The sequence below is a fragment of the Streptomyces griseorubiginosus genome (genome assembly GCF_001514195.1).
In the GTDB taxonomy this organism is placed as follows: Bacteria; Actinomycetota; Actinomycetes; order Streptomycetales; family Streptomycetaceae; genus Streptomyces; species Streptomyces griseorubiginosus.
This window is the reverse complement of record NZ_KQ948745.1, coordinates 249,369-273,950: the sequence shown is the minus strand read 5'-3', so window position 1 is coordinate 273,950 and position 24,582 is coordinate 249,369. Positions and strand designations below refer to the sequence as shown.

Below are 24,582 nucleotides of genomic sequence, written 5' to 3'. Positions count from 1 at the left end.
GCATACGCCCTCGCCCCCTCAACCCCGCACCCCCCGTCGATTACAGTGCAGGGCGTCGTACATACGGACGGTTGCCACGGGGAGGTCTTGGTGGGTGCGACAGCCGGGGCCGTCGTCTGGGGGCGTGCCGAGCAGCAGGACTTTCGCAGCCGGGTGCGCGGCACGGTGCTCGGGGTGGCCGTCGGTGACGCGCTGGGCGCTCCCGTCGACGCGCTCGGGCTGGACGAGATCCGCGAGACGTACGGCGCCGAGGGGCTCGTGGACCTCGGGGTCGGCTACGGCCGGCGCGGTGCCGTCACTCATCTGACCCAGCTCAGCCTCTTCACCGTGGACGGGCTGATACGCGCCCAGGTGCGCCGGGACACCGGTGCCTGGCATCCGCCCACGGACCTGCACCGGGCGTATCTGCGCTGGGCGGCCACCCAACGGGACTGGGGGCCAGACGAGCGGCGCAAGGACGACGGCTGGCTGGCCCGGGAGGAGTGGCTGTACGCCCGCCGCGACCCGACCCGGTCCCTGCTCATCGGGTTCGGCGACGACACCATGGGGACGCTGGAGTCCCCGAAGAACCCGGGCGAACTCGGGCCCGAGGCCACCGCCCGGTCCGCGCCCTTCGGGCTGCTCGTCGGATGGGAGCCGCAGCTCGTCGTACAGCTGGCGGTGGAGTGCGCGGCGCAGACCCACGGTCATCCGGTCGCCTATCTGTCGGCGGGCGCGTACGCCGTGATCGTGCACGCGCTCGCCCTCGGCGACAGCCTGGACGGGGCGGTGCAGCGGGCGCTCGCGCTGCTGGCCGCGCGGCCCGGGCACGAGCCCGTGTCGGACGCGCTCCAGCACGCGCTGGGTGCCGTACGGCAGGGGATGCCCACCCCGGCCCGGGTGGAGGAGCTGGCCGCCGACGGGTCGGCGGACGGGCTGCTGTCGGCGGCCGTGTACTGCGCGCTGGTCGGGGAGGACGTACGGCACGGTCTGTGCCTCTCCGTCAACCACGACGGCCCCTCCGCCGCGGCCGGTGCCCTCACCGGCGGCCTGCTCGGCGCCCTGCACGGCGAGACGGCCCTCCCGCCGGCCTGGCTGGCCGAACTGGAGGGCCGTCCCACGATGCTGGAGCTGGCCGACGACTTCGCGATGGAGATGACCCAGGGCCCGGCCCTGCACGGCCCGTCGGGGGCGTCCCCGGGGTGGCTGGCCCGCTACCCGAGGGCGTGAAGCGGCACCGGGACCTCGGTGCAGCGGCGCCTCGACCGGGGCTTCAGGACTGCGACAGCCGTACCGGCACCTCAGTCCTTCACGCCGGTCCCGATCACGTCGTCCACCCCGCCCGCCGGAGCCGGGATGGCCGCGGCCGCCGCCCCGTCACCGTCCCCGTCCGTGTTGATCTTCTCGATGATCGCCAGTCGCTCCGGGGTGTCCTCGGGCTTGATGAAGCCGATGAGGATGTAGAGGGCCAGGGAGACGGCCAGCGGGATCGAGACCTGGTACTGGAGCGGGACGCCGCCGTCGACGTTCCAGTTGATCGGGTAGTTGACCAGCCAGAAGGCGAGCAGGCCCATCGACCAGCTGGTGAGCGCGGCGGTCGGTCCCGAGCGGCGGAACGGGCGGAGCAGGCCCAGCATCATTGGGATGGCGATCGGGCCCATCAGACCGGCGACCCACTTGATGACCACCGTGATGATGTCCTTGAAGGCGGGGGAGTTGACCTGAGTCGCCACCGCCATCGACAGGGCGAGGAAGACCACCGTGGTCACCCGCGCCGCGATCAGGCCCGAGCGCTGCCCCCAGGTCCGGGCCCGCTTGGAGAGCACCGGCGCCGCGTCCCGGGTGAAGACGGCCGCGATGGCGTTGGCGTCGGAGGAGCACATGGCCATCGTGTGCGAGAAGAAACCGACGATGACCAGGCCCAACAGGCCGTGCGGGAGCAGCTGTTCGGTCATCAGGCCGTAGGAGTCCGAGCCGTCCGGCTTCTGCGACTCGACCAGCAGCGGTGACATCCACATGGGGAAGAACAGGACCACGGGCCACACCAGCCACAGGATCGCGGACAGCCGCGCCGAGCGCTCGGCCTGGTGCGCGTTGGCCGTGGCCATGTACCGCTGGGCCTGGTTGAGCATGCCGCCGTTGTACTCGAAGAGCTTGATGAAGAGGAAGGCGAGCAGGAAGACCGTGCCGTACGGCCCGACCAGCGGCTCCCCGTGACCCTGGAGCTCCGGCTCGTCCCAGGCGCCGAAGAAGCCGATGCCCTTGTCGTTGAGTTTGAGGACGACGGCCACGAACATCGCGACACCGGCGAGGAGTTGGATGACGAACTGGCCCAACTCGGTGAGCGCGTCCGCCCACAGACCGCCGATCGTGCAGTAGACGGCGGTGATGCCGCCGGTGATGAGGATGCCCTGGTTGAGGGAGATGCCGGTGAAGACGGACAACAGGGTCGCGATGGCGGCCCACTTGGCGCCCACGTCCACGATCTTCAGCAGCATGCCCGACCAGGCGAGCGCCTGCTGGGTCTTGAGGTCGTAGCGGTTCTTCAGATACTCCAGCGGGGAGGCCACGTGGAGTCGGGAGCGCAGCCGGTTGATCCGCGGCGCGAACAGCTTCGAGCCGATGGCGATGCCGAGTGCGATGGGGAAGGACCAGGTGACGAACGAGGTGACGCCGTAGGTGTAGGCGATGCCCGCGTACCCGGTGAACATCACCGCGCTGTAGCCCGACATGTGGTGCGAGATGCCGGACAGCCACCACGGCATCTTGCCGCCGGCGGTGAAGAAGTCGCTGACGTCGTCCACGCGTTTGTGGGACCAGACGCCGATCGCCACCATCACACCGAAATAGCCGATGAGCACGGCCCAGTCGAGACCGTTCATATGCGCCCTCCCAGGGATCAGCCAGCGCTCATCGTGGGCGCCACCGCGTGGACACGACAAGCTGACGTCGAGTCAAGGGGAGGTAAAAATATTCGAGATGATGGCCTGTGTTCATCTACATGAACTCACCGCATCAGCTCCCCGGCGTTGACCAGCAATGACTGTCCGGTGATCGCCCGCGCCCGGTCCGAGGCCAGGAACACCGTCGCGTCCGCCACGTCCCCGTCGGTCGCGAGGTCGGGCAGCGCCATCCGCTCGGTCAGCCGCGCCAGCACCTCCGCCTCCGGCACCTTCTCCGTATGGGCCGTGAACTGCACGTAGGCCTGCACCGGCGGCCCCCACATCCAGCCCGGCAGCACGGTGTTGACCCGGATCCGGTCCGGCCCGAGCTCCCGCGCCAGCGAGTACATCGCGCTGGTCAGCGCCCCTTTGGACGCCGCGTACGCGGCCTGCCGCACCTGCGAGGGGGCGGCCACGGCCGACTGCGTCCCGACGAACACCACCGACCCCCCGCCCGCCGCCCGCAGCCCCGGAAGGCACGCCCTGGTCATCCGCAGCGACCCCAGCAGGTTCACGTCGATGACCGACTGCCAGGTCGCGAAGTCCGCGTCCTGAAGCCCCCCGAAGTAGCTGTCCCACGCGGCCACATGGACCACCGCGTCCAGCCGCCCGAACCGCTCCACCGCCAACTCGGCCAGCGCCACGCACTGTTCCTCGTCGGTGATGTCCGTCGAGCGGTACGCGGTGTGCGCCCCGTCCGGATCGATCTCGGCGGCGCTCTTCGCGAGGTTCGCCTCGGTACGGGCGCCCAGCACCGCGTTCCCACCGTCCCGTACGACGGCCGCGGCGACCTGGTGACCGAGCCCGGCCCCGACTCCCGACACCACGACGGTCTTCCCGGAGAGAAGTGACATACCGACGGCCTCCCTGATTCCTGTCCGGCCCCTGCCTGGTTCCCGCCCGCTCCTGGCTCTGGCGCAATATCTGACGGGGCGTCAGAGTATGGGCGAGCGCTGGAGGAGGGAAGGTCCCATGTCAGAAGAGACCCGCAGCGAGACGTACGCCGAACTGGCCGCCGTAGGCCCCTACGGAGTCCACCCCGGCCACGCCCTGATCACCATGGTCGAACCGCATCCCGGCCACGAGTACGCGTACAACCGCTGGTACGAGGACGACCACTTCTACGCGGGCGCGATGGCCATGCCCTGGATGTTCGCCGGCCGCCGCTGGGTGGCCACCCGGGACCTCCAGCTCCTGCGCGTACCCGAGAAGTCGGCGGTGGCCCAGCCGGTCACGGCCGGCTGCTACCTCTCCACGTACTGGGTCACCGACGGCCGTTACGACGACCACATGCGCTGGACGGTCGCCATCAACAAGCGCCTCAACCGGGACGCCCGCGTCTACCGCGACCGCACCCACGTCTTCACGGCGTTCCAGGACCACGAGGCGACGGTCTACCGCGACGGCGCGGCGGGCCCGAGGGACTTCCACGCCCTGGACCACCCCTACGCGGGCCTGGTCCTGGAGGTCATCGACGCCGAATCCCCGGACCAGCGACCGGAGTTGCTGGAATGGCTCCTCTCCCGCCACCTCCCGAAGCGACTCGCGGGCTCCCCGGCGGCCATGGTGACGGTCTTCCGCCCGACACCCCTCCCCGGCGACCGCATGACGTACGTGAAGCAGGTGGAGGGCGTCGACACCCGAGTGACGCTCCTGTGGTTCCTGGAGACGGACCCGAGGGAGTGCTGGGACCCGTACTTCACCGACCTGGAAGACCCGGGCATGGGCCGCCGCGAACTGCTGGCGCCTTTCATTCCGACCGTTCCGGGCACGGACAAATACGTGGATCAGCTTAGGTAGGCCTTTAAGGGGCGCGGGGAACTGCGCGACCAGCCCCCACCGGCCCGCAGTCAACCGACTACTTCAACTCATCAGGACAAGGCGTCCCGCGCGGAACGGTGTACGGCGCCGCCAACCGATACGTCCCCGCCCGAGGCGCCAGCAACATCGTCCACTTGTCCCCGTCCGCATCCTCCGCCGTCTCCATCAGGCACCCGTTGACGTTCTCGAACACCTTCGGCGAGGCGTCGGACTCCTTGGACGACTCCGTCTCCTGCGGCGGCTCCACCTTCTTGCCGTCCGCGTCGACGATCGACAGCCAGGGCGAGTACGGGATCCGGATGACGATGCGACCCGCCTTGCGCACCCGCATCGTCATCTCACCCTGCGCCGCCCGCTCGACCACCGTGTTCGGGGAGGCCAGCGGCGCCGGGTCGGTGACCCGGAACAGCTGCCAGTTCGCGTCGCCCCAGATCTGCTTCAGATACGGCATCCCGCGCTGGACCAGCTCCCGCTCCCGCTCGCCCCCGCTCCCGTCCGGCTCGTCCTTCGGCACGACCACGAAGTGCACGGCCCACCGCTGGAGCCACTCGTGGTAGTTCGCGGAGTTCAGGGTGTCGTCGTAGAAGAGCGGGTTGCGCTCCATGTCGGCCTGCCGGTTCCAGCCCCGGGCGAGGTTGACGTACGGCGCGAGCGCGGACGCCTCGCGGTGGGAGGCGGCCGGTACGACCTCGACGCGGCCCTTCTCGGCGCCGACCTCCTGGAGCTCGTTGACGAGGGGGGCCAGCTCACGGGCCCAGGACGCGGTGGGGGTCGTATGGACGACGTCGTCCACCGACTTGAAGCCGATCCAGACGGTGAAGCCGGTGAAGGCGACGACGACGGCGTACCACTTGCGGCTGCGCGGCACCGTGAACGGCAGCGCCGCCGCCAGGGCGACCCCCGCGAACAGCATCGACAGGCGCGAGATGTTGGAGCCGATCTGGGAGCTCACCAGCCAGACCAGGACGACCGAGAGGCTGTAGACCCCGGCCGTGATCCGGACCGTCGTCCACTCGCGGGGGACGAGGAGGTACACGAGCACGCCGTAGGCGAGGGGCAGCAGCACCGAGGCGATCTTCATCGGCTGGGTGCCGGAGAACGGGAAGAGCCAGGCCGACAGGGCGACCACCACGGTGGGCGCGATGCCCAGAGCCCAGGCGCCGGGCCGCCGTTTCTGGAGGAACAGGGCCACCGCCACCAGGCCCACGAACAGCCCGGCGACCGGGGACGCCATGGTCGCGAGGGCGGCCAGCGTGGCCGCGCAGGCGGCCTTGGCCCCGCGTTTGTGGCGCCAGCGGTGCGGCCAGCAGAAGACGACGGCGACCGCGCCGAGCGCGAAGACGGTGCCGAGGCCGAAGGTCACCCGGCCCGAGGCCGCGTTGCACAGGAAGGCGTAGACGCCCGCGAGGGAGGCCCACAGCGGGTTCCGCACCGAGCGGCTGCGGATGAGGATCAGGGTGAGCAGCCCGGCCGAGACGGTCCCGGCCAGCATCATCGTCGTACGGACGCCGAGGACCGACATCAGGTACGGCGAGACGATGCTGTACGACACCGGGTGCATGCCGCCGTACCAGGCCAGGTTGTACGCGGAGTCAGGGTGCCGGCCGACGAACTCGGCCCAGGCGTCCTGCGCCGCGAGATCGCCGCCACTGTTCGCGAACGTGAAGAACCAGACGATGTGGAGGATGCCGGAGAGCGCGGTGACGGAGAGGACGGGGTGACGCAGCAGCCGCTCGCGCAGCGCGTGGAAGGCCGCCCTGGCGCGGCCCGCCCCGTCGTCCCCGGGCGGCCTGCCGGTGCCGGGCTCCGCGGGTACGTGTATTCGCGGGCCGGTACCCGGGCCCGGGTCGGTCTCGTCGGCGCGTGTCGGCTCCGCAGTGGCCACCTGAAGGCACTCCCCGTGGTGTCCCGTCTTCATTTCCCGGCCGCGTCCCAGCGGCGACCCGCCCCGTTTCGTGACGCTAGCACGCGGCCCGCCGACCGGAACCCGGGCGGGGTCCGGCCGACGGGCCGAGAGGGTGCGTCCGGCCCGTTTCCGGGTCAGCTGACGCGGGTCAGCTTGTCGGTGAAGCCGGGTTCGGTCAGATCCTTCTGAAGGGTGACCGGGACCTTGACCGCGCCGCCCTCGCCGTCACCGACGGTGAGGGTGCCGACCTTGGTGCCGGCCTTCGCGGTGTGCGGTACGTCGTCGGCGGCGAAGGACAGCTTCACCTTGAACCCGGACCAGCCGACGGCGGTGACGTCCTTGGTCAGCACGACCGGGGTGTGCCCGCCGAGCCCGTCGTCGACGTACCCGACGACGTCGCCCTTCTTGAGGATCTTCGCGGACTTCAGCTGGTCCTCCGCGGCGAGCAGCGCCACCTTGCTGACGTCGTTGACGGTCTTGATGATCGGCGCCTTGTGCTGGCCGAGGATCGCGCCGACGACCGTGACGGTCTCGCCGTCGACCTTCTTGCGCGCCGCGAAGAGGAGGTTGCCGCCGGCGGCGCTGGTGGTGCCCGTCTTGATGCCGATACCGGTGTAGGGGACCAGATAGTTGTAGTTGTACCACTTCTGTCCGGACGGATCGATCCACTGTCCCATGGAGGTGATCTCCATCAGGGCCGGGATCTTCACCAGTTCGTTCCCCAGCTTCACCTGGTCCTCGGCGCTGGAGACGGTGGTCTCCTTCAGGCCCGAGGCGTCGGTGTACGTGGTGTTCTTCATGCCGAGTTCCTTGGCGGTGTCGTTCATCTTCTTGATGAACGCGGCCTCGGAACCGGCGTCCCAGCGGGCGAGCAGGCGGGCGATGTTGTTCGCCGAGGGGATCATGATCGCCGCGATGGCCTGGCGCTCGGTGAGGACGTCGCCCTCCTTCACGGTGTTGAGGGTGGACTCGCCCTGCTTGTTGTAGCCGCCCTCCTTCTCGGCGAGCGCGTCGACCTTGATCTTCGCGCCTTCCTCGCCGGACTTGAGGGGGTGGTCCTTCAGCACGATGTAGGCGGTCATGGCCTTGGCCACGGAACCGATCGCGACGGGGGTCTGCTTGCCGAAGTCGCTCATCGTGCCGATGCCGTTGACGTCCATCCAGCCCTGGCCCTGGGTGGGCCACGGGAGGGAGACCTTGCCGCCGTCGAAGGTGTACGAGTCCTCGGCGGTGAGGGCGAGCGTGGGGCTCGGGAGAGGACGCATGGACTGCGCGATCGCAAACGCGACGATCAGGAGCAGGACGAGGGGCGTCCAGATCTTGACGCGGCGGGCGACGGTGCGGAGGGGGCTGGGCGGGGGCGGCGGGGTGTTGGTCAGCTCGGCCAGCAGGTCCAGCGGGGGCTTCGGCGGCAGCGGCTGCTGGGTGGTGCGCTCGGGGCCGACCTGGGGGACGGCGGCGGTCACCTCGGGCTTCGGCCGGGGTTCGTCGAGGGGCTTCAGCGCGACGAACTTGCTGGTCCGCTCGGCGTCCGCCTCCGGCTGGGGCTTGGGGTCCGGCTTGGGTTCCGGCTTCGGCTCGGGCTTGGTTTCGGGTGCCGGCTTCCCGAGCTTGAGCATGGTGGTGGGCTGGTCGACGGGGGGCCGGGGGGCCTTGAAGACGGCGGTGGGCTGATCGACGGGCGGCTCTTCGTCCTCCGGTGCGGCGTCGTCCTGGCCGTCGGCGTCGGTCTCGGGGGCCTGGTCGTCGTCGTCCGTCTGCGGGTCGGTGGGGGCCGGTCGCGCAGTTCCCCGCGCCCCTGGGGAGTCGGGTTCGTCGGAGTCGAGATCATGCGCCTCGTCCGCTGCGGCCGTCTGGTCGTCGTCGTCCGGCTGCGGGTCGGTGGGGGCCGGTCGCGCAGTTCCCCGCGCCCCTGGGGAGTCGGGCTCGTCGGAGTCGAGATCGTGCTCTTCGTCGGCTGCGGCCGCCCGGTCGCCGGTGGGGGCCGGTCGCGCAGTTCCCCGCGCCCCTGGGGAGTCGGGCTCGTCGGTGTCGAGATCGTGCTCCTCGTCCGCTGGGGGCGTCTCGGTCTCCGGTGCCGGTGCGTCGTCCTTCGCTTCGGCGGCGGCCGGCTCGGGCTTGGTGCCGCCGTCGGTCTTCGTGACCCACTTCGCCACCGCCTCCCGGAGGCGCTCGTCGCCGTCCCTGGAGGCCTCCTCGGCGTCCGGCGCGGTGTCCGCGGCCTCAGACGGCTTCTCCGTCGCCTCGGGGGCCTCGTCCGTGGGCTCGGGGGCCTCAGGCGTCGATTCCGGCTCTGCGGGGCTCTCCTCGGCCTCCTCGGCCTCTGCGGGGCTCTCCTCGGCCTCCTCGGAGGCCTTCGGGAGGTCCCGTACCGAGAAGATCCTCGTGGCGGTGTCGACGCCGCCGAGGGAGACGGACTCCCGGGCCACCGCGAGCCTGGGGTCGGGTGAGGAACTCCTCGCCTCGGGAACCGGACTCGCGCTCCCCGGCGTCGGTTCTCCCGACGACTCGCGCTGCTTCGACCTGTCGGGGGACTCGCCCGCCACCGATGCCTCCTCCATCTGCCGCACGTGATCGGTATCCGTCACCGTGCGTCTGCCGAACCGTTGATTCGCCGCCCGGGCAGCCGCCACACCACGCTGTCCGAACCATGTACCAGTGTCCTGTGTGTGGCCCTGCCCAAGCCGGTAGACGAGAACGACATACCTACCGGTTCCACTACAAACAGGTCACGCACCCTCGACAGACCAATGTGAGAGGGGTCACCCTGTCGTACATCCACGCGGGGAGGCATGGATGGGCAGGAGCCGCAGAACTATTCCGGAGGAGCTTCTGCTGCTGGCGTTGGACCCGACCACGGGTACCACCGCACAGCCGCAGTCGCTCGACCTCGGTCTGGCCGGAGCACAGCTAGTGGAGCTGGCGCTGGCCGGACGGATAGCCCCAGACGGGGATCGTATCGCCGTGGTGGTACCACGGCCGACTGGAGATCCGACTTTGGACTGCGCGTTGGAGTTGCTGCGAAGGCGTGGCGCTCCCGTGCGGGCAGTGAACTGGATCGGCGGGCCGCGTCTCGGGCTCCGCCAGACCTACCTCTCGCATCTGGAGCGGTGCGGCATGGTGCATGCCGTGGCGGGCCAGATGTGCGGAGTGCTGCCGACGACTCGCTACCAGGCGACGGACAACGAGATCAGCCGGGAGATCAAGGCCCGACTGGACTCGGCGATCCGCACCGGCGTACCGCCGGACCCGCGGACCGCCGCGCTCGCCGCCCTGGCACACGCGGTCGGCCTCGGCAAGCACCTGTATCCGGGCAACGAGGGACGCTCGTCCCGCTCCCGGCTGCGGGATCTGATCAGGCACGACCCCATGGGCGGTCTCGTCGCGCACGCCGTGATGGACGTCCAGAACGGCGTGGGCGCACAGCCACGCCGTAACCCGGCACCGGCCGGCCGGCAGGCCGCACCCGGGGCCAGGCCCGCGCCGGAACCCGCTCGTGGTGTTCCGATGCAACCGCGCCGAGGACCGATGGCGCGCGCCGTGGCCCACTGAGCCGCAGTCCCACGGCACCGGAACAGCACCACCGGCACGACCCGTACCACCCGCACGACCCGTACCACCCGCACCGCCACAGCGCCGCACCGTCAGTCCCCATGAGACCGGTTCGGGAGCCGCAGGTCCGCGCGGGGCGACGGGGCCGTACGTACGTCCGTACACCGGGCGTCGGACGGTTCCGTCGCCCCGCGCGGCCGCATGTCCGGGCCCAGTTGGCCACCAGGTCCCACCTGGTCGTTCCCAACTGTCGTGCACGCGGCGCATATCCGCCGTTTCCCAGCGGTAATAAGCACCTTGGTGGCAGTCTGCTCAACAGCAGATACGCAAAGTCAAGAACGAGGCCCGCAGCCGGAGGTGCACGTCCCGTGGCGTCCAATGTCAATCCCACCGTCAGGCGGCGCCGGCTGGGCCAGGAGCTCCGCAGGCTCCGTGAGCTCAAGGGCATGACGGCCGAGGAGGTGGCCGAGCGGTTGCTGGTGTCGCAGTCGAAGATCAGCCGCCTCGAGAACGGCAGGCGCAGCATCAGCCAGCGTGACGTCCGCGACCTGTGCGGGGTGTACGAGGTCGAGGACCAGCGGATCGTCGACTCCCTGATGCAGATGGCCAAGGACTCGCGCCAGCAGGGCTGGTGGCACGCGTTCGGGGACATCCCGTGCAGCGTCTACATCGGCCTGGAGACCGACGCGGAGTCGCTGCGGGTGTACGAACCCCAGATCATCACCGGCCTGTTGCAGACCCGGCCGTACGCCGAGGCCATCGTGCGCGGCGGCGCGCCGGAGGCGACGGAGACCGAGAACGACAAGCGGGTGGAGGTGCGGCTGCGGCGGCAGAGCCGGGTCTCCGCGGAGCGCGATCCGCTGCGGCTGTGGGTCGTCCTGGACGAGGCGTGTCTGCGCCGGGTCGTGGGCAGCCGGCAGATCATGCGGGAGCAGCTGGAGTACCTGGTGGAGATGTCCCAGCACCCCCACATCACCGTCCAGGTGCTGCCGTTCGACGTGGGCGCCCACCCGGGGCTGAGCGGCCAGTACTCGATCCTGGAGTTCTCGGACGCGGCCGACTCCAGCGTGGTCTACATCGAGGGTGTCACCAGCGACCTGTACCTGGAGAAGGCGCACGACGTGCAGAAGTACACCGTGATGTACGAGCACTTGAGGGCCCAGGCGCTCAACGTCGACCAGTCGCGTCAGCTGATCGAGGATCTCGCGAAGGATTACGCCCGGGAGTACGCCCGTTGAGCCGCTTCCCGACAGGGCGGGCCGAATAGTACACCCCGGGCAGGCTCCGCTGGAAGACTCCTCTGGAATATGCCACCAGAAGAGTGAACGGCTGCTCCGAAAGAGCAAGTCGGCGAGTAGCGTCGATCACGCCAACGATCAGTAAAGGTTGGCGGAATCCGAACACTGCGCATCTTGCTACGGAGCGGATATGGCAATTCGTCTGGGCACCCTGGACACGTGGACGACCTCCACCTACACCAACGCCAACGGGGCGTGCCTGATGGTGAGGTCGACCGAGGAGGAAGCACTCGAACTCGGCGACACCAAGATCCCCGAGGGCCCCAAGCTGGCCTTCCCCGCCGAGGCGTGGAGTGCCTTCGTGACCTCGGTCAAGGCGTGACACCACGCCACCCCTCTACAACTCCACAAGCACCACCACAGAGCCCTCTCGACCAGATCGCCGTCCTAGCCGAGGGGGCCTGCGGCGCTTCGGCCGCGGGGAACTGCGCGACCAGCTACGACGCACCCGCAGCCGGCCTACTACGCCAGCGCACGCTCCACCGCAGCCACGACCTCGTCCGACTCCGGCTCGGTCTGCGGGGAGAAGCGGGCCACGACCGCCCCGTCCCGCCCGATCAGGAACTTCTCGAAGTTCCAGCGGATGTCCCCGGTGTGACCCTCCGCGTCGGCGAAGTCCACCAGCCGCTCGTACAGCGCGTGCCGCCCCTCCCCGTTCACCTCGACCTTCTCGGTCAGCGGGAAGGTCACGCCGTACGTCGCCGAGCAGAACTCCGCGATCTCCTCGGCGCTGCCGGGCTCCTGCCCGAGGAACTGGTTGCACGGCACGCCGAGCACGGTGAAGCCCCGCTCCGCGTACCGCTCCTGGAGCTTCTCGAGCCCGTTGTACTGCGGGGTCAGCCCGCACTTGGACGCCACGTTCACGACGAGGACGGCCTTGCCGGCGTACTGGCCGAGGTCGGCCGCACCACCCGTGAGAGCACCGATCTCGACGTCCAGGGGGGAGGAAGAAGTAGTCATGAGCGGATGCTAACTCCGCTCAGTGAATCCCCGGCCCCGGCTCCTCCCGCTCACCGGTACCGGCCCCCGGCTCCCGCTCACCGGTACCGCCCCCGGGCTCCCGCTCACCCGTCCCGGCCCCGGACGCCGTCACCAGCACCTCCCCCGCCGCCGTCCGCGCGTACAGCACCGACCGCCCCGACCGCCGCCGCTCCACAAGGCCCGCGTCCAGCAGCACCCGCAGATGCCGCCCCACCGACCCCAGCGCCTGCCCGGTCACCGCGACGAGCTGGCTGGTGCTGAGCGGGGAGTCCAGGAGCACCAGCACCCGGGCCCGCCCGGCGCCGAGCAGCGTGCCGAGACTCGCGGGCACGCTCCGGGCCCCCGGGTCGGCGAGGGCGCCCGTGCAGCCGTAGACCAGGGCGTACCGCCCCGGCTCCTCCCACGTCGCCCAGCCGCGCCCCACCGTGACCGGCACGAAGACGAGTTCGGCGCCCCGGATGTCGCGGGGCGGCCGCTCGTGCCGGTTCACCTGGAGCCGGTTGTCGCCGAGCCAGCGGGTCTGCCCCGGGAGCAGCGAGTCGATCACCGCCGCCCAGCCGCCCCGGCTCACCTGCGCGGTCCGGGCGACCACGTCCGCCTCCAGGATCCGCCGCCGACGGTGCCAGTACGGCCGTACGGTCGCCGCCCAGACGTGGGCGAGGAGGGCCGCCGCCCGCTGGGGGAGGTCGTCGCGCTCCAGGGCGGCCGGGAGCGGGCCGCGCAGCGAGACCCGCACGTCGGCGCGGGCCGCGGCGGGGTCGGTCGCCCGGATGCGGGCCAGGGTGTCCTCCAGGGGCGTCCCCTCGCGCGGCAGGGGCGCCAGGAAGTCGGCGATCCAGGACGTGCCCATCGCCGAGCGCACCAGCAGCGCGGTCACCGGGTCGGCCGCGAGCCGGGCCCGGTAGGCGGGCAGATGGGCGCCGAGCCAGGCCTCCTCGCCCGGGTGCGCGCCGGTGCCGGTGTGCAGCAGCCGCAGGGCCGCGAAGGTCTCGGTGAACGGGCAGACCACGAACCGGCTGCGGACCAGGGTGTCCCCGTCGACCTGCCACCAGCCCATGGACCCCCCGTCGTTTCGCGGACGCGCGAAAGACTAACCGTCACCCGCCGACCCCCGACGACACTCCTGCCCATGCGCAGCTACCGCGAGCTCTTCCGCACCCCGGAGTACGCCCCCTTCCTGCTCTCCTTCGCCGCCTACGCGGCGGCCCAGACCATCGGCGGCCTGGCCCTCGGCACGCTCGTCTACCGGGCCACCGGCTCCCCGTTACTGTCCGCGGTGAGCATGTTCGGGCCGCAGCTCGCCCAGTTGCTGGGCGCCGCCTTCCTGCTCTCGGGCGCCGACCGGCTGCCGCCGCGCGCGATCCTGACCGTCATCCCCCTCGCCTTCGCGGCGGGTACGGCCGTACTGGCGCTGCCCGGCCTGCCGATCCGGGCGGTCTTCGTCGTCCTGCTCGCGCAGGGGCTCGTCGCCTCCCTGGGCGGGGGAGTGCGCGGCGGCCTGATGAACGAGATCCTCCCCAAGGGCGGTTACGTCCTGGGGCGTTCGGTCTTCAACATGCTCTGGGGCCTGATCCAGATCACCGGCTTCGCGACGGGCGGCGCCCTCCTCGCCCTCCTGTCCCCGCGTGCCTGTCTGCTCCTCACCGCGGCCTGCTACCTGCTGTCCGCCGCCGTCACCCGCCTCGGCCTGACGGCCCGCCCACCCCGCGCCACCGGCCGCCCGTCCCTCTCCGCGACCTGGACCACCAACGCCCTGCTGTGGTCCTCGCGCCCCCGCCGCCTGGTGTTCCTCGGCCTGTGGGTCCCCAACGGCCTGGTCGTGGGCGGCGAGTCGCTCTACGTCTCCTACGCCCCCTCGGACGCGGGCACGATGTACGCGTTCGGGGCGCTGGGCATGTTCCTCGGTGACCTGGCGGTCGGCCGCCTGGTGCCACCCACGCTGCGGCCCCGCCTCGCGACCCCGCTGCGCCTGCTCCTGGCGGTGCCGTACCTGTTCTTCCTCCTACGGCCCGGTCTCGCGCTGTCGGTCCTGGCGGTCACCGTGGCCGCGCTGGGCTTCGCCGCCTCGTTGGTCCTCCAGGAACGCCTGATGTCCCTCACGCCCGACGAACTCGCCGGTCAGGCCTTCGGGTTGCACACCACGGGCATGGTGGCCCTCCAGGGCATCGGCGCGGTCCTGGCCGGCACCCTGGCTCAACTGACGTCCCCGGCCACGGCGATGACGCTCATGGCGACCGCGTCGATCGCGGTGACCCTGACGCTCTCAGCGCTGGGCAAGCGCGAGGAACGACGTCCAGGTGCGGGGCGTGACGGCGAGCGTGGGGCCGTGGACGTCCTTGGAGTCACGGATGTGGACGGTGCGGGGTGAGGCGGCGACCTCAAGACACTGACCGCCCTGGTCACTGCTGTAGCTGGACTTGAACCACTGAAGCGGGGTGCTCATGCGTCTCCTAGCAAACGGTCCAACAGGCCCTTGGTCTCGTGAGCGTTGAGAGCCTGCGTCCGCAGCATCGCATACCTCCGCTCCAGAAAGGACACCTCGTCGGGGTGGGCGATCAACCAGCCCCGGCGGGGGGCTTCGGTATAGACGATGCGCTGGTGGTCGACGGTCTCGATGACGGTGAAGGGCCCCACGAGCCCGGCGTGGAAGTCGCGGCCCACCGGCATGATCTGGAGGGTCACAGCCGGCAGATCCGCCCACTCCCGCAGGCGGCGCAGCTGCTCCGCGTGGACCGCGTCGCCGCCGAGGCGGTCCATCACGGTCACCTCGGAGACGACGAAGCTGACGGTCGGCGGCTCCGCGCGCCGGAGGACCTCCTGACGCTCCATCCTCGCCGCCACCCGCTGCTCGATCTCGTCCTCCGTCAGCGCGGGCACGTCGTTCAGGAACACCGCCCGCGCGTACGCCGGAGTCTGGAGGAGGCCCGGCAGGACCTGGTTGTCGTACCAGGACAGGGCCAGCGCCTCCCGTTCCAGATCGATGTACTCCTCCGCCCAGCGCGGGAACAGGTCGATCTCCGGCATGTTCTCCAGCGCGACCGACAACGCCCCCTTTGTGTCGAGGAGTTCGTCGAGCTGGGCCGCGAGGTCCGGTTTCAGCGTGCGCCGGCCCTGCTCGACGGAGGCGATGGTCTCCTCGTCCACGGCGACCTCGTCGGCGAGGGCCCGCTGGGTGAGACCGGCCGCCCGCCGGAAGGTGCCGACGAGGGACCCGACCATCTTCACGGCGGTCGCGTTCTTCCGGCGCCGCGTACTGAGGCTCTTGTTGCTCATGCCGGTGAACTCCCCATTTCGGGGCGTACGTTCACCCGTTGTCACCCGTACAGGAAATCTGTACGGGTTCCTCAGTCCTGGACCACGCCCTGGGGCACGTGCCGGAACAGCGTCGGGTAAGGGCACGGCTCCAGGGGCTTTCCTGGGCGGTCGGCCCACCGCCACCAGTGGTGCCGCCCGGCGCAGCTCCACAGCGTGCGGCAGGCGCGTGTGTCGTCGTCCTCGCGGTGGACCAGGAGCATGCCGCCGTACGTCAACGGCCTGTCGCAGACGGGGCAGGGTTCCTCGGTCGTCATGGGGACACGGTACGGGCCGGGGTCGTCCACCCGGAGCGGTGCGTGCTCGATGCACCGGCCGTCCCCGTAGATCCTGAAGTACTCGTCGAGCTTCGGAGGGCGGTACTCGCGCTTGGAGGGCTTGTCGGTGGTCCCGTACCGCTGGACGACGGAGTCGGACAAGGCCTCGCACCCGTCGAGGACATCGACGTCGGGCGCCCCCGGCTCCTTCAGCTCCGGCGGTTCCACCGCCTGCCCTATGGGCCGGTTCACGACCCGGAACACCTTGTAGAACTTCACGCGCGAGTAGTGCCGATCGCCCAGCGCACACGGTCGTACGTCATAGGCGGTGGGCGACTTCAGCTCCTCCGGCGTCTTCTCGCTGAGGACCACCGGGTCGAACTCCAGGTCGTACCGGGAGGCATGCCTGACCATCCACAGCAGCGGGAGGTCGGACAGACTCGAATCCTTCTCGCCGCCTCCGACATCGGTGTGCACCCCGGCGAACCAGACCTGCCGCAGCTCCTGGCCCTGCTCGGCGGCGCTCTTCTGCTGGTGCCAGAGCGTCGGGGGAAACGCGGAGCGCTGTTCGTCCACGGCCAGCGCGTGGAAGGCGCCGTTGACCCAGCTGCTGAGGGTGGTGTCGTGGAAGGCCCAGCGCTTGTTGAAGCGGTCCACCAGCGGGCGCAGGAACCAGGGGGCCGGGACCGGGATGCCGAGGGAACCGACCGTGTCCCAGACGCCGATGAAGCGGATCTCCGTCTCGTGGGCGTAGGCCTGGCGGAAGAGGGTGGCCGCCACGCTGGTGGGCTGCTTGGTGCGGCTGCGGTACAGCGCCCACGCCTCGGCGGTCCGGTCGGCCTGCTCCCGGCGCAGGATGCCGCAGTTGCGCACGAGCCCGGCCAGGCTGCGCGCGGTGAACGCGCCCCGGCTGAAGCCGAACAGGTAGAGGCGGTCGCCGGGTTCGTAGGTCTGGACGAGGAAGTGGTAGGCGTCGAGCACGTTCTTCGACAGGCCCCAACCGAAGGCCCCGCCCCTCAGCCGTTCGGGCCGCTGGGCGCCGACCCCGCTGTGGTAGTACACCCGCTGTTCCGTGCCGTCGGCGGTGTGTTGCCGTACCGCCAAGGCCACCTTGGCCACATTGGTCTTGTACGACTGGTCGGCGCGATTCCAGGTCCCGTCGCAGCAGACCACCAGATGTCTGGCCATGCCGTGCCTCCTCTCCCCGCAGCCCCTGTGGACAGGAGTCCGCGACGGTTCGGGAGATACAGCCAGTACCGCAGGGACCGGGCCGGCCCGCAACTCGAACCGACCCGGTACCGCTCAGGCCACGACCGTGAACAGCCCCGTCTTCTCGCCCAGCCGGGACAGCGAGATCTTGCCGGGGATGCCGTTGGCGTCGGCGCCCGTGTAGCCCAGGTGCTTCTGCCACTTGGCGTAGGCGGCGACGGTCGTGGAGCCGAAGGAGCCGTCCCCGGCGTAGGACTTGGAGAGGTAGCCGAGTTCGACGAGGGCGGCCTCGGTGAGGTTGGTGCCGGCCATGTAGCTGATGTGGCCCTGCTTGGCCCCGGGGTCGGTCCTCGCGGCCGTCACCAGCCGGGACAGGTCCACGCGGGGCTTGCCCGGGGCGGGCTTCGTCGGCTGCGGCTTCCCGGCGCCGGCCGCCAGCTGCTTCTTCACGTCGGCCCGGAAGTCGTCCATGTCGAAGCTCGGGTCGATCTTGCCCGGCTGGCACTCCTTGTGCCCGGCGACGGACCTCTCGCTCCAGCCGTGCGCCCGGCAGATCGCCGCCGCCCACAGCACGGCCTGCCGGTACTGCGCCTTGGGGTAGGCGTCCTTGCCGTTGCCGAGGTTCTCGATCTCCAGGCCGTACAGACAGTCGTTGCCGTCGGCCTTCGCGGAGTCGTCGTGGGGGAGCGGCTTCTCCTCGCGGAGCGCGTTCAGGACATCGATGTCGGCGTAACCGGCGTGGTTGGTACGGCCGTTGCCGATCATCCACAGTCCCGCGGTCCTGCCGAGCCAGGCGTGGCACAGCGGTCCGGGCAGATCGGATCTGCCCTGGTAGCAGAGCTCCTTGTCGTTGTGCCCGCCGGTGTGGTGGATCAGCACCCCGATGACGGGCCCGAACGACTTCCCGGACTCGTCGTCGCGGTTGTGGGTCTTCCAGCCGGCGTGCTCGTGCACGGTGAGGCCTTCGGCCTTCAGCGCGGCGAGCATCTTCGCGGCGGACAGGGGAGTGGCCATGGCTGCGGTTCCCTCCGTGAGGCGTATGACGACACGTCAAGCAGGCTGCGGCGGGTGCGAGTTGGTGAAGTGCGATCGTCTCGCATGCGGCTCATGATGGCGCCGATGTCCTGCCACTGTGGCGAAATCGCGACATTGACAGCCGAAGGGAGTCGTGCCGGGGCGGTTGGGAGTCCCCGTGCGGCGCGGCGGTCCAAGGGGGAAGCGGATACGACCGCCGCGCCGTGCCGTGCTGTGCCGTGCCGTGTCGTGCCGGGAGGGCCGGGGCCGTGGGTCAGCCCGGCGCCACCGCGCGGCCGGTCTGGGGCGAGATCATGCCGGAGCACAGCCCCTTGGCGGCCAGCGTCTGGGCGATGCGCGGGATCGCCGCGCGGGTGTTGGCGGGCCAGTCGTGCATGAGGATGACCTGCCCGTTGGTGAGCCGCCCGACCGCTGCGACGATCGCGTCGGTACTGGCGTTGTTCCAGTCCTGCGAGTCGACCTGCCAGATGACCTCGGTCAGACCGTACTTGGCCTCCACGGCCCTGACCGTCGCGTTGGTCTCGCCGTACGGCGGCCGGAACAGCTTCGGCGTACCGCCCCCGGCGTTGGCGATCGCCTGCTGGGTGCGGGAGATCTCCGAGTCGACGGCGGCCTGGCTCTGCTGGGTCAGATGCGGGTGCGTGTAGCTGTGGTTGCCGACCCACATCCCGGCGCTGACCTGGGCCCTGACGAGCGCCGGGTTGGCGGCGGCGTTCTGGCCCGTGTTGAACATGGTGGCCCTGAGGCCGTACTGCCTGAGCGAGTTGAGCAGGGTGGTGGTGCTGCTGCCCGGCCCGTCGTCGAAGGTGAGCCCGACGTATCCGGAGCAGGCGGCGGCCTGTGGGGGAGCCGCGGAGGCGGGGACGGCGAGCGTGCCGGCGGCGGCCAGTGCGGCGGCGGCCAGTAACGGGAGGTGCGCCCGGGCCCTCATCAGGCCACCGTGATGTTGGAGCTGCCGCTGCTCTGGTAACCCTCCGTGGCGAGGATCATGTAGTACTTGAAGCTGCCCATGGGCATGCCGGCCCGGCCCCAGGCGTCGAAGTGGTTGCCGGTGGTGATGGAGCCGCCGGTGCGCTTCGACTGCCGCACGCTCCAGTACTGGTTGAAGGTCTTGTTGCCCTCCACGGACGGGGCGTTGTAGCGGGTGGTCTGGTAGATGTCGTACGTTCCGCCGTCGCTGCTGACCGTGCCCTTGTACGCGCCGGTGGGCCGGTAGGTGCCCCAGTTGTCGACGATGTAGTACTCCACGAGCGGGTTCGAGGTCCAGCCGTAGAGGGCCAGGTAGGCGTTGCCGGACGGGTTGAAGCTGCCGGAGTAGTTCACGGTCCTGCGCGAGCCGTTGCTCCAGCCCTTGCCGGCCACGAAGTTGCCGGTGTTGCGCCAGGAAGTGCTGTAGTTGCCGCCGGAGTTGAGGGTCATCGAGACCGTGCCCTGGGCGTCCGTCCAGAACGAGTAGTAGTACCCGTTGTTGGTCCCGGTCTGGTTGGTGGTGATGACCGTGGCGGCCTCGGCGGTACCGGGCAGCGCGAGGGTGGCACCGGTGGCGAGGAGGAGGCCGCAGAAGGTGCGACGGGTGGGGGACGTGGGGTGTGCGGGTGTGGGGTTCATGCTCCACAGTTTTGGTCTGCCCCTGTCAAGCGTCAACAGTTTCGGCAGATGTTTCGAATGATTCGGCTGCCTTTGAGCTGGCAATATTTGATCACGGTCGGGACCAGCCGGTTTGAATGATCGATCTGATGTCTTCGAATCTTTCGAATGTTTCGAAGGCCTTCCGGACAGCAGAGTGCGGCCCGAGGCAAAAGAAAAAGGCAGGGAGGTGAACCTCTCTGCCATGTTCAACCTATAGCGCACGTGGGGGCTTGCGGCAAGGCCCCCGGGGTGGCGCACACTTACCGACCTTGGATCCCACATCGGAGCTGCCGACTTGAATTCCCTGCCCACCAGCGTGTTCGACCTCCCCGAGCGCCTTGCCGCCAAGGCCGACCCGGCCCTGATCGCCGCCGACGAGCGCCACTTCGCGGCCATCGCGGCATGCCTGGAGCAGACGATCGCCGAACTGTCCGCCACCCTCGCCGCCACCCTCAGGGCGCCCGGCGGCATCGGCCAGGAGGCGATGGACCGGGACACGGAGATCCACCGGCTCAGCGCCCGGCTGCGCACCCTGCGCCGCTTCGGCCTGGACCTGTGCCTCGGCCACATGGTCACCGCGGACGACTCCGAGCCCGTGTACGTCGGCCGCCTCGGCCTCACCGACAGCGACGGCCGCAGGCTGCTCGTCGACTGGCGTTCCCCGGCCGCCGAGCCGTTCTTCGGGGCCACCCACGCCAACCCGATGGGCCTGGCGAGCCGCCGCAGGTACCGCTGGAACGACGGCCGTATCGGCGACTACTGGGACGAGGTGTTCGCCGCCGCCGACTTCGCCGGACACCACGCCTCGCTCGACGACCAGTCCGCCTTCATCGCCAGCCTCGGCAGCGACCGCTCGGAGCGGATGCGGGACGTCCTCGGCACCATCCAGGCCGACCAGGACGCCATCATCCGCGCGGGCTCCCGCGGCGCGCTCGTGGTCGACGGCGGCCCCGGCACCGGCAAGACCGTCGTCGCCCTGCACCGCTCCGCCTACCTCCTGCACTCCGACCCGCGCCTCGGCCACCGGCGCGGCGGCGTGCTGTTCGTCGGCCCGCACCGGCCCTACCTGGCCTACGTCTCGGACGTGCTGCCCAGCCTGGGCGAGGAGGGCGTCCAGACCTGCGTCCTGCGGGACTTCGTGGCCGAGGGGGCTGCGGCCGGCGTCGAGACCGACCCGGAGGTGGCCCGCCTGAAGTCCTCCGCCGACCTGGTGAAGGGCATCGAGAGGGCCGTCCGCTTCTACGAGGAGCCGCCGACCGAGGGCATGACCGTCACCACCCACTGGTCCGACATCCGGCTGACCGCCGCCGACTGGGCCGAGGCCTTCGACGCGGCCGAGGGCGCCCCGCACAACGACGCCCGCGACCAGGTCTGGAACGAACTGCTCACCATCCTGGTCGACAAGCACGAGGGCGACGCCCCGGAGGCACTGCTGCGCAGGTCCCTGCGCCAGAACAGGGAGCTGCTCACCGCGTTCAACCGGGCGTGGCCCCTGCTGGAGGCGGCCGACCTGGTCTCGGACCTGTGGACGGTCCCGGCCTACCTGCGGCTGTGCGCCCCCTGGCTGGACCGCGACGAGGTACGGACACTCCAGCGCGCGGACGGCCAGGCCTGGACGGTGTCCGACCTGCCCCTCCTGGACGCGGCCCGCCAGCGCCTCGGCGACCCGAAGGCCTCGCTGCGCAAGCGCCGCAACGAGGCCACCGCCGCCGCGGAACGCGAGCGCATGGCCACCGTCGTGGAGAACCTGAGCGCGGTCGCCGACGACGAGTACGGCATGGGCCTGGTGACGATGCTCAGCGGCGAGGACTTCCACCACGCCCTGGTCGACGAGAGCGCCTTGCAGGTGACCGACCCCGACCTGCTGGCCGGCCCCTTCGCCCATGTCGTCGTGGACGAGGCGCAGGAACTGACCGACGCGGAGTGGCAGATGCTGCTGCTGCGCTGCCCGTCCCGCAGCTTCACGATCGTCGGCGACCGCGCCCAGGCCCGGCACGGCTTCACGGAGTCCTGGCAGGACAGGCTCGCGCGGGTCGGCCTCGACCGCGTCGAGATGGCCTCCCTGAGCATCAACTACCGCACCCCGGAAGAGATCATGAAGGAGGCCGAGCCGGTCATCCGCGCCGCCCTCCCCGACGCCAACGTCCCCACGTCGATCCGCAGCACCGGCACCCCGGTCGCGTACGGCTCGGTGACGGAACTGCCCGCCCTGCTGGACACCTGGCTCGGCACCCACCCCGAGGGCGTGGCCTGCGTCATCGGCGACCCGGCCTTCAAGGCCACCCCCCGGGTCCGCTCCCTGACCCCCACCCTCGCGAAGGGCCTCGAGTTCGACCTGGTGATCCTGGTCGACCCACAGAACTTCGGAGAGGGCGTCGAGGGGGCGGTGGACCGGTATGTGGCGATGACGAGGGCGACACAGCGGCTGGTGATCCTGACGAGCCGCTGACGGCGCCGACGCGGGCGGGACTCGTGCCTTGCTCACCGCGTGTGCTCGGCGCACGCTGGTCGTATGGGTGCTCAGGAAGGTGGCCCTACGCTCATCACGTCCGTGCAGCGGGCCCTGCGGCTGCTGGAAGCGGTGACCACGCACGAGAACGGCGCGCCGGCGAAGCAGCTGGCACGTGAGACGGGACTCCCCCTGGCCACCGCGTATCACCTGCTGCGGACGCTGGTCCACGACGGATACGTACGGAAGCTGGACGACGGTGGGTACGTCCTGGGCGACAAGGTGCAGATGCTGCACACCAACGGCCGCGGACAGGTGCTGCTCAGCCGCGTCCGTCCCACGCTCGCCGCGCTGCGGGACGAGCTCGCGACCGCGGCCTACCTCACTTTCTACGAGGAGGGGGAGATTCGAGTCGCCGAGATCGTCGATGGCCCCCAGGCGCCCCGTGTCGATCTCTGGGTGGGATTCGAGGACGCGGGGCACGCCACCGCACTGGGCAAGTCGGTGCTGCGGGAACTGGACGACGCCTCCCGCAAGGACTACCTCTCCCGGCACTCTCTCGCCGACCTCACACCGCGGACCATCACCAGTCGCACGGAACTGCTCCGACGACTCGACTCCTCACCCGTGGCTCCGGCCGTCACGGACCTGGAGGAGTACGCCCTCGGCACGGTCTGCGTCGCCGTGCCCGTCTACAGCGGGGACACGCTCGGCTCGCTCGGTGTCTCGCTGCGGGCGGACCGGCTCCCCCGACTAGAGGAGATCCTGGCGCGGCTGATCCCGACCGCGAATCGCGTGACCAGGGGTCTCTCGCTCACTATCTGAAAATCCCCTCCTTGTGACGTTCGGGCTGTACCTCTTTTCTGGATGAAAGGCATATTTATGCGGCCCCGCACAAAGTGAGGACTACGGACCCAGCATGAGTCAGGCTCGAGACCATGGCGGCGACCACTGGCCGATACGGCCGTTCAGGAACCGAGTGCCCGGTCGTCCCGGGTCGGCGGCCCGCAAAGGTGTCGCCGCACAGCTGGCCGCCTACGCACCCGCACTGCCCGTGCTGATCGTCTCCGTCGTCGTACTGGTCGCCGTCCTGTGCGGAGCAGGAACGATCTGGCTGCCGCTGCTCGCGGTCGGCCCCGCGCTGGCCGCGACCACGGGTGGGCCGCGCGGAGTTCTCCTCGTCGGCCTTCTCGCCGCGGTGCTGGGCGCGGCGCTGGGGACCCGGGACCACGTGCCGGGACATGAGCTGACGGCCGTACTGTCGGCCCTGGTGGCCGTCACCCTGGCGAGCGGCCTCGCCAGCGCGCTGCGCGCTCGTCGCGAACGGGTGCTCGCGGCCGTCCGCTCGGTCGCGGAGGCCGCCCAGCATGCGCTCCTCAAGCCCGTACCGGCGACCGTCGGTCCGTTCCAGGTGGCCGTCCGCTACAGCGCCGCGGCGGCGGAGGCCCGTATCGGCGGGGACTTCTACGCACTGGTGCCCACCCCGTACGGCGTTCGGCTGATCGTCGGTGATGTGCGCGGCAAGGGACTGCCGGCCGTGGGCACCGCCGCACTCGTCCTCGGTGTCTTCCGGGAGGCCGCGTACGACGAGCCCGATCTCTTCGCCGTCGTCGGCAGGATCGAGCGGAGCCTGGCGCGCAACCTCGGTGCCGACGACTTCGTCACCGCCGTGGTCGTCGGGTACCCGCGGGCAGGCCAGCTGGAAGTGGTCAACTGCGGGCATGCGCCCCCGCTGCTGGTGCGTGAATCCGGCACCGTCGTGACGGTGGAGCCCGACCGTCCGGCCCCGCCCCTCGGGCTGCGTACCCTCACGGACGAGATCCCGAGCCTCCAGGTGCTGCCCTTCGCCGACGGGGACCAACTGCTGCTCTACACCGACGGGGTCACCGAGGCCCGCAACCAGGTCCGTGAGTTCTACCCGCTCGCCGAAGGGCTGGCCCGCCACGTGTCCGACGAGCCGGCCGGCACTCTCACCGCGCTTCACGAAGAACTACTGGCGTATGTGGGTGGCCGGCTGCACGACGACGCGGCACTGCTCCTGCTCCGCAAACCGGCCGCACCTCACCTGAACGAGGACCTGGTCACACCTGCCCCAGGTGGATCGGTACCGGGAACGGCGCCACTGTTTTGAGGACGCCGGTGACGCCGGTGAAGACATCTCCGTCCCGCCTGGGCCGGTGGTCTCCGAGCCCGGCGACACCACCTCCAGGCC

General features: G+C 70.4%; 20 protein-coding genes and 1 pseudogene. 9 read left to right on the top strand and 12 right to left on the bottom strand.

The annotated features are described in order from the left end of the window. Positions 1–90: 90 nt before the first annotated feature. Positions 91–1,209, top strand: a complete 1,119-nt coding sequence (locus AQJ54_RS37930; protein ID WP_062030213.1) for an ADP-ribosylglycohydrolase family protein — start codon at positions 91–93, stop codon at positions 1,207–1,209. 71 nt (positions 1,210–1,280) lie between these two features. Here AQJ54_RS37930 and AQJ54_RS37925 read toward each other — a convergent pair whose 3' ends face one another. Together AQJ54_RS37925 and AQJ54_RS37920 are read right to left on the bottom strand one after the other, a co-directional pair. Continuing rightward, positions 1,281–2,861 carry a sodium:solute symporter family protein gene (locus AQJ54_RS37925; RefSeq protein WP_062030211.1) on the bottom strand — a complete coding sequence of 527 codons (1,581 nt, stop codon included), beginning with the start codon at positions 2,859–2,861 and terminating at the stop codon, positions 1,281–1,283. A 125-nt stretch (positions 2,862–2,986) separates the two neighbouring features. Then, on the bottom strand, positions 2,987–3,775 hold the full coding sequence (locus AQJ54_RS37920) for an SDR family oxidoreductase (RefSeq protein WP_062030209.1): 789 nt from the start codon (positions 3,773–3,775) through the stop codon (positions 2,987–2,989). Positions 3,776–3,893: 118 nt separating this feature from the next. On the opposite strand from AQJ54_RS37920, the gene AQJ54_RS37915 reads away from it, so the two are divergent. Continuing rightward, positions 3,894–4,721: a hypothetical protein gene (locus tag AQJ54_RS37915; RefSeq protein WP_107121222.1), complete on the top strand. Its 828-nt coding sequence runs from the start codon at positions 3,894–3,896 to the stop codon at positions 4,719–4,721. Positions 4,722–4,779: 58 nt separating this feature from the next. Here the strand turns inward: AQJ54_RS37915 and AQJ54_RS37910 are convergent, their stop codons facing one another. Next, a complete protein-coding gene (locus AQJ54_RS37910; protein WP_062245526.1) occupies positions 4,780–6,627 on the bottom strand; it encodes an MFS transporter in 1,848 nt (615 codons plus the stop codon). Positions 6,628–6,782: 155 nt separating this feature from the next. Continuing rightward, entirely contained in the window at positions 6,783–9,209 is a 2,427-nt protein-coding gene (locus AQJ54_RS37905) for a D-alanyl-D-alanine carboxypeptidase (protein WP_062245605.1), read from the bottom strand. A 235-nt stretch (positions 9,210–9,444) separates the two neighbouring features. Between AQJ54_RS37905 and AQJ54_RS37900 the strand changes: the two genes are divergently transcribed. From AQJ54_RS37900 to AQJ54_RS37890, 3 genes are all read left to right on the top strand, one after another. Further along, positions 9,445–10,200, top strand: a complete 756-nt coding sequence (locus AQJ54_RS37900) for a GOLPH3/VPS74 family protein (RefSeq protein ID WP_028809655.1) — start codon at positions 9,445–9,447, stop codon at positions 10,198–10,200. A gap of 368 nt (positions 10,201–10,568) precedes the next feature. Further along, positions 10,569–11,438, top strand: coding sequence for a helix-turn-helix domain-containing protein (locus AQJ54_RS37895; RefSeq protein ID WP_062245524.1), 870 nt, complete (start codon positions 10,569–10,571; stop codon positions 11,436–11,438). Positions 11,439–11,628: 190 nt separating this feature from the next. Further along, positions 11,629–11,820 (top strand): DUF397 domain-containing protein, encoded by a 192-nt coding sequence (locus AQJ54_RS37890; protein ID WP_030317661.1) that lies wholly within the window; start codon positions 11,629–11,631, stop codon positions 11,818–11,820. Positions 11,821–11,960: 140 nt separating this feature from the next. On the opposite strand, the gene AQJ54_RS37885 is transcribed toward AQJ54_RS37890, so the two are convergent. Both AQJ54_RS37885 and AQJ54_RS37880 read right to left on the bottom strand, forming a co-directional pair. Continuing rightward, positions 11,961–12,458, bottom strand: a complete 498-nt coding sequence (locus tag AQJ54_RS37885) for a glutathione peroxidase (protein WP_062245520.1) — start codon at positions 12,456–12,458, stop codon at positions 11,961–11,963. A 19-nt stretch (positions 12,459–12,477) separates the two neighbouring features. Beyond that, positions 12,478–13,536: an ArsR/SmtB family transcription factor gene (locus tag AQJ54_RS37880; protein WP_062245517.1), complete on the bottom strand. Its 1,059-nt coding sequence runs from the start codon at positions 13,534–13,536 to the stop codon at positions 12,478–12,480. Between the two features lie 72 nt (positions 13,537–13,608). On the opposite strand from AQJ54_RS37880, the gene AQJ54_RS37875 reads away from it, so the two are divergent. Beyond that, entirely contained in the window at positions 13,609–14,847 is a 1,239-nt protein-coding gene (locus tag AQJ54_RS37875) for an MFS transporter (RefSeq protein WP_062245514.1), read from the top strand. On the opposite strand, the pseudogene AQJ54_RS47020 reads toward AQJ54_RS37875, so the two are convergent. From AQJ54_RS47020 to AQJ54_RS37850, 6 genes and pseudogenes are all read right to left on the bottom strand, one after another. Next, positions 14,815–14,922 (bottom strand): annotated as a pseudogene (locus tag AQJ54_RS47020) (DUF397 domain-containing protein); the annotation flags it as partial. The gene AQJ54_RS37875 and the pseudogene AQJ54_RS47020 overlap by 33 nt on opposite strands. Next, positions 14,919–15,752, bottom strand: a complete 834-nt coding sequence (locus AQJ54_RS37870; RefSeq protein WP_062245511.1) for a helix-turn-helix domain-containing protein — start codon at positions 15,750–15,752, stop codon at positions 14,919–14,921. The gene AQJ54_RS37870 and the pseudogene AQJ54_RS47020, both read right to left, overlap by 4 nt. A gap of 71 nt (positions 15,753–15,823) precedes the next feature. After that, positions 15,824–17,236 (bottom strand): T6SS phospholipase effector Tle1-like catalytic domain-containing protein, encoded by a 1,413-nt coding sequence (locus AQJ54_RS37865; protein ID WP_062245508.1) that lies wholly within the window; start codon positions 17,234–17,236, stop codon positions 15,824–15,826. A 114-nt stretch (positions 17,237–17,350) separates the two neighbouring features. After that, on the bottom strand, positions 17,351–18,271 hold the full coding sequence (locus tag AQJ54_RS37860) for a peptidoglycan recognition protein family protein (RefSeq protein WP_062245505.1): 921 nt from the start codon (positions 18,269–18,271) through the stop codon (positions 17,351–17,353). 274 nt (positions 18,272–18,545) lie between these two features. After that, complete coding sequence (locus AQJ54_RS37855) at positions 18,546–19,223, bottom strand: polysaccharide deacetylase family protein (RefSeq protein WP_062245501.1); 678 nt, start codon at positions 19,221–19,223, stop codon at positions 18,546–18,548. Then, complete coding sequence (locus tag AQJ54_RS37850) at positions 19,223–19,900, bottom strand: glycoside hydrolase family 11 protein (protein WP_062245498.1); 678 nt, start codon at positions 19,898–19,900, stop codon at positions 19,223–19,225. The genes AQJ54_RS37855 and AQJ54_RS37850 overlap by 1 nt, the downstream gene beginning before the upstream one ends. Positions 19,901–20,216: 316 nt before the next feature. On the opposite strand from AQJ54_RS37850, the gene helR reads away from it, so the two are divergent. The 3 genes from helR (at position 20,217) to AQJ54_RS37835 (ending at position 24,501) form a co-directional block, all read left to right on the top strand. Beyond that, entirely contained in the window at positions 20,217–22,370 is a 2,154-nt protein-coding gene (helR, locus tag AQJ54_RS37845) for an RNA polymerase recycling motor ATPase HelR (protein ID WP_062245496.1), read from the top strand. Between the two features lie 63 nt (positions 22,371–22,433). Then, positions 22,434–23,195, top strand: a complete 762-nt coding sequence (locus tag AQJ54_RS37840; protein ID WP_062030184.1) for an IclR family transcriptional regulator — start codon at positions 22,434–22,436, stop codon at positions 23,193–23,195. A 94-nt stretch (positions 23,196–23,289) separates the two neighbouring features. After that, entirely contained in the window at positions 23,290–24,501 is a 1,212-nt protein-coding gene (locus tag AQJ54_RS37835) for a PP2C family protein-serine/threonine phosphatase (protein WP_174856943.1), read from the top strand. Positions 24,502–24,582 lie beyond the last annotated feature (81 nt).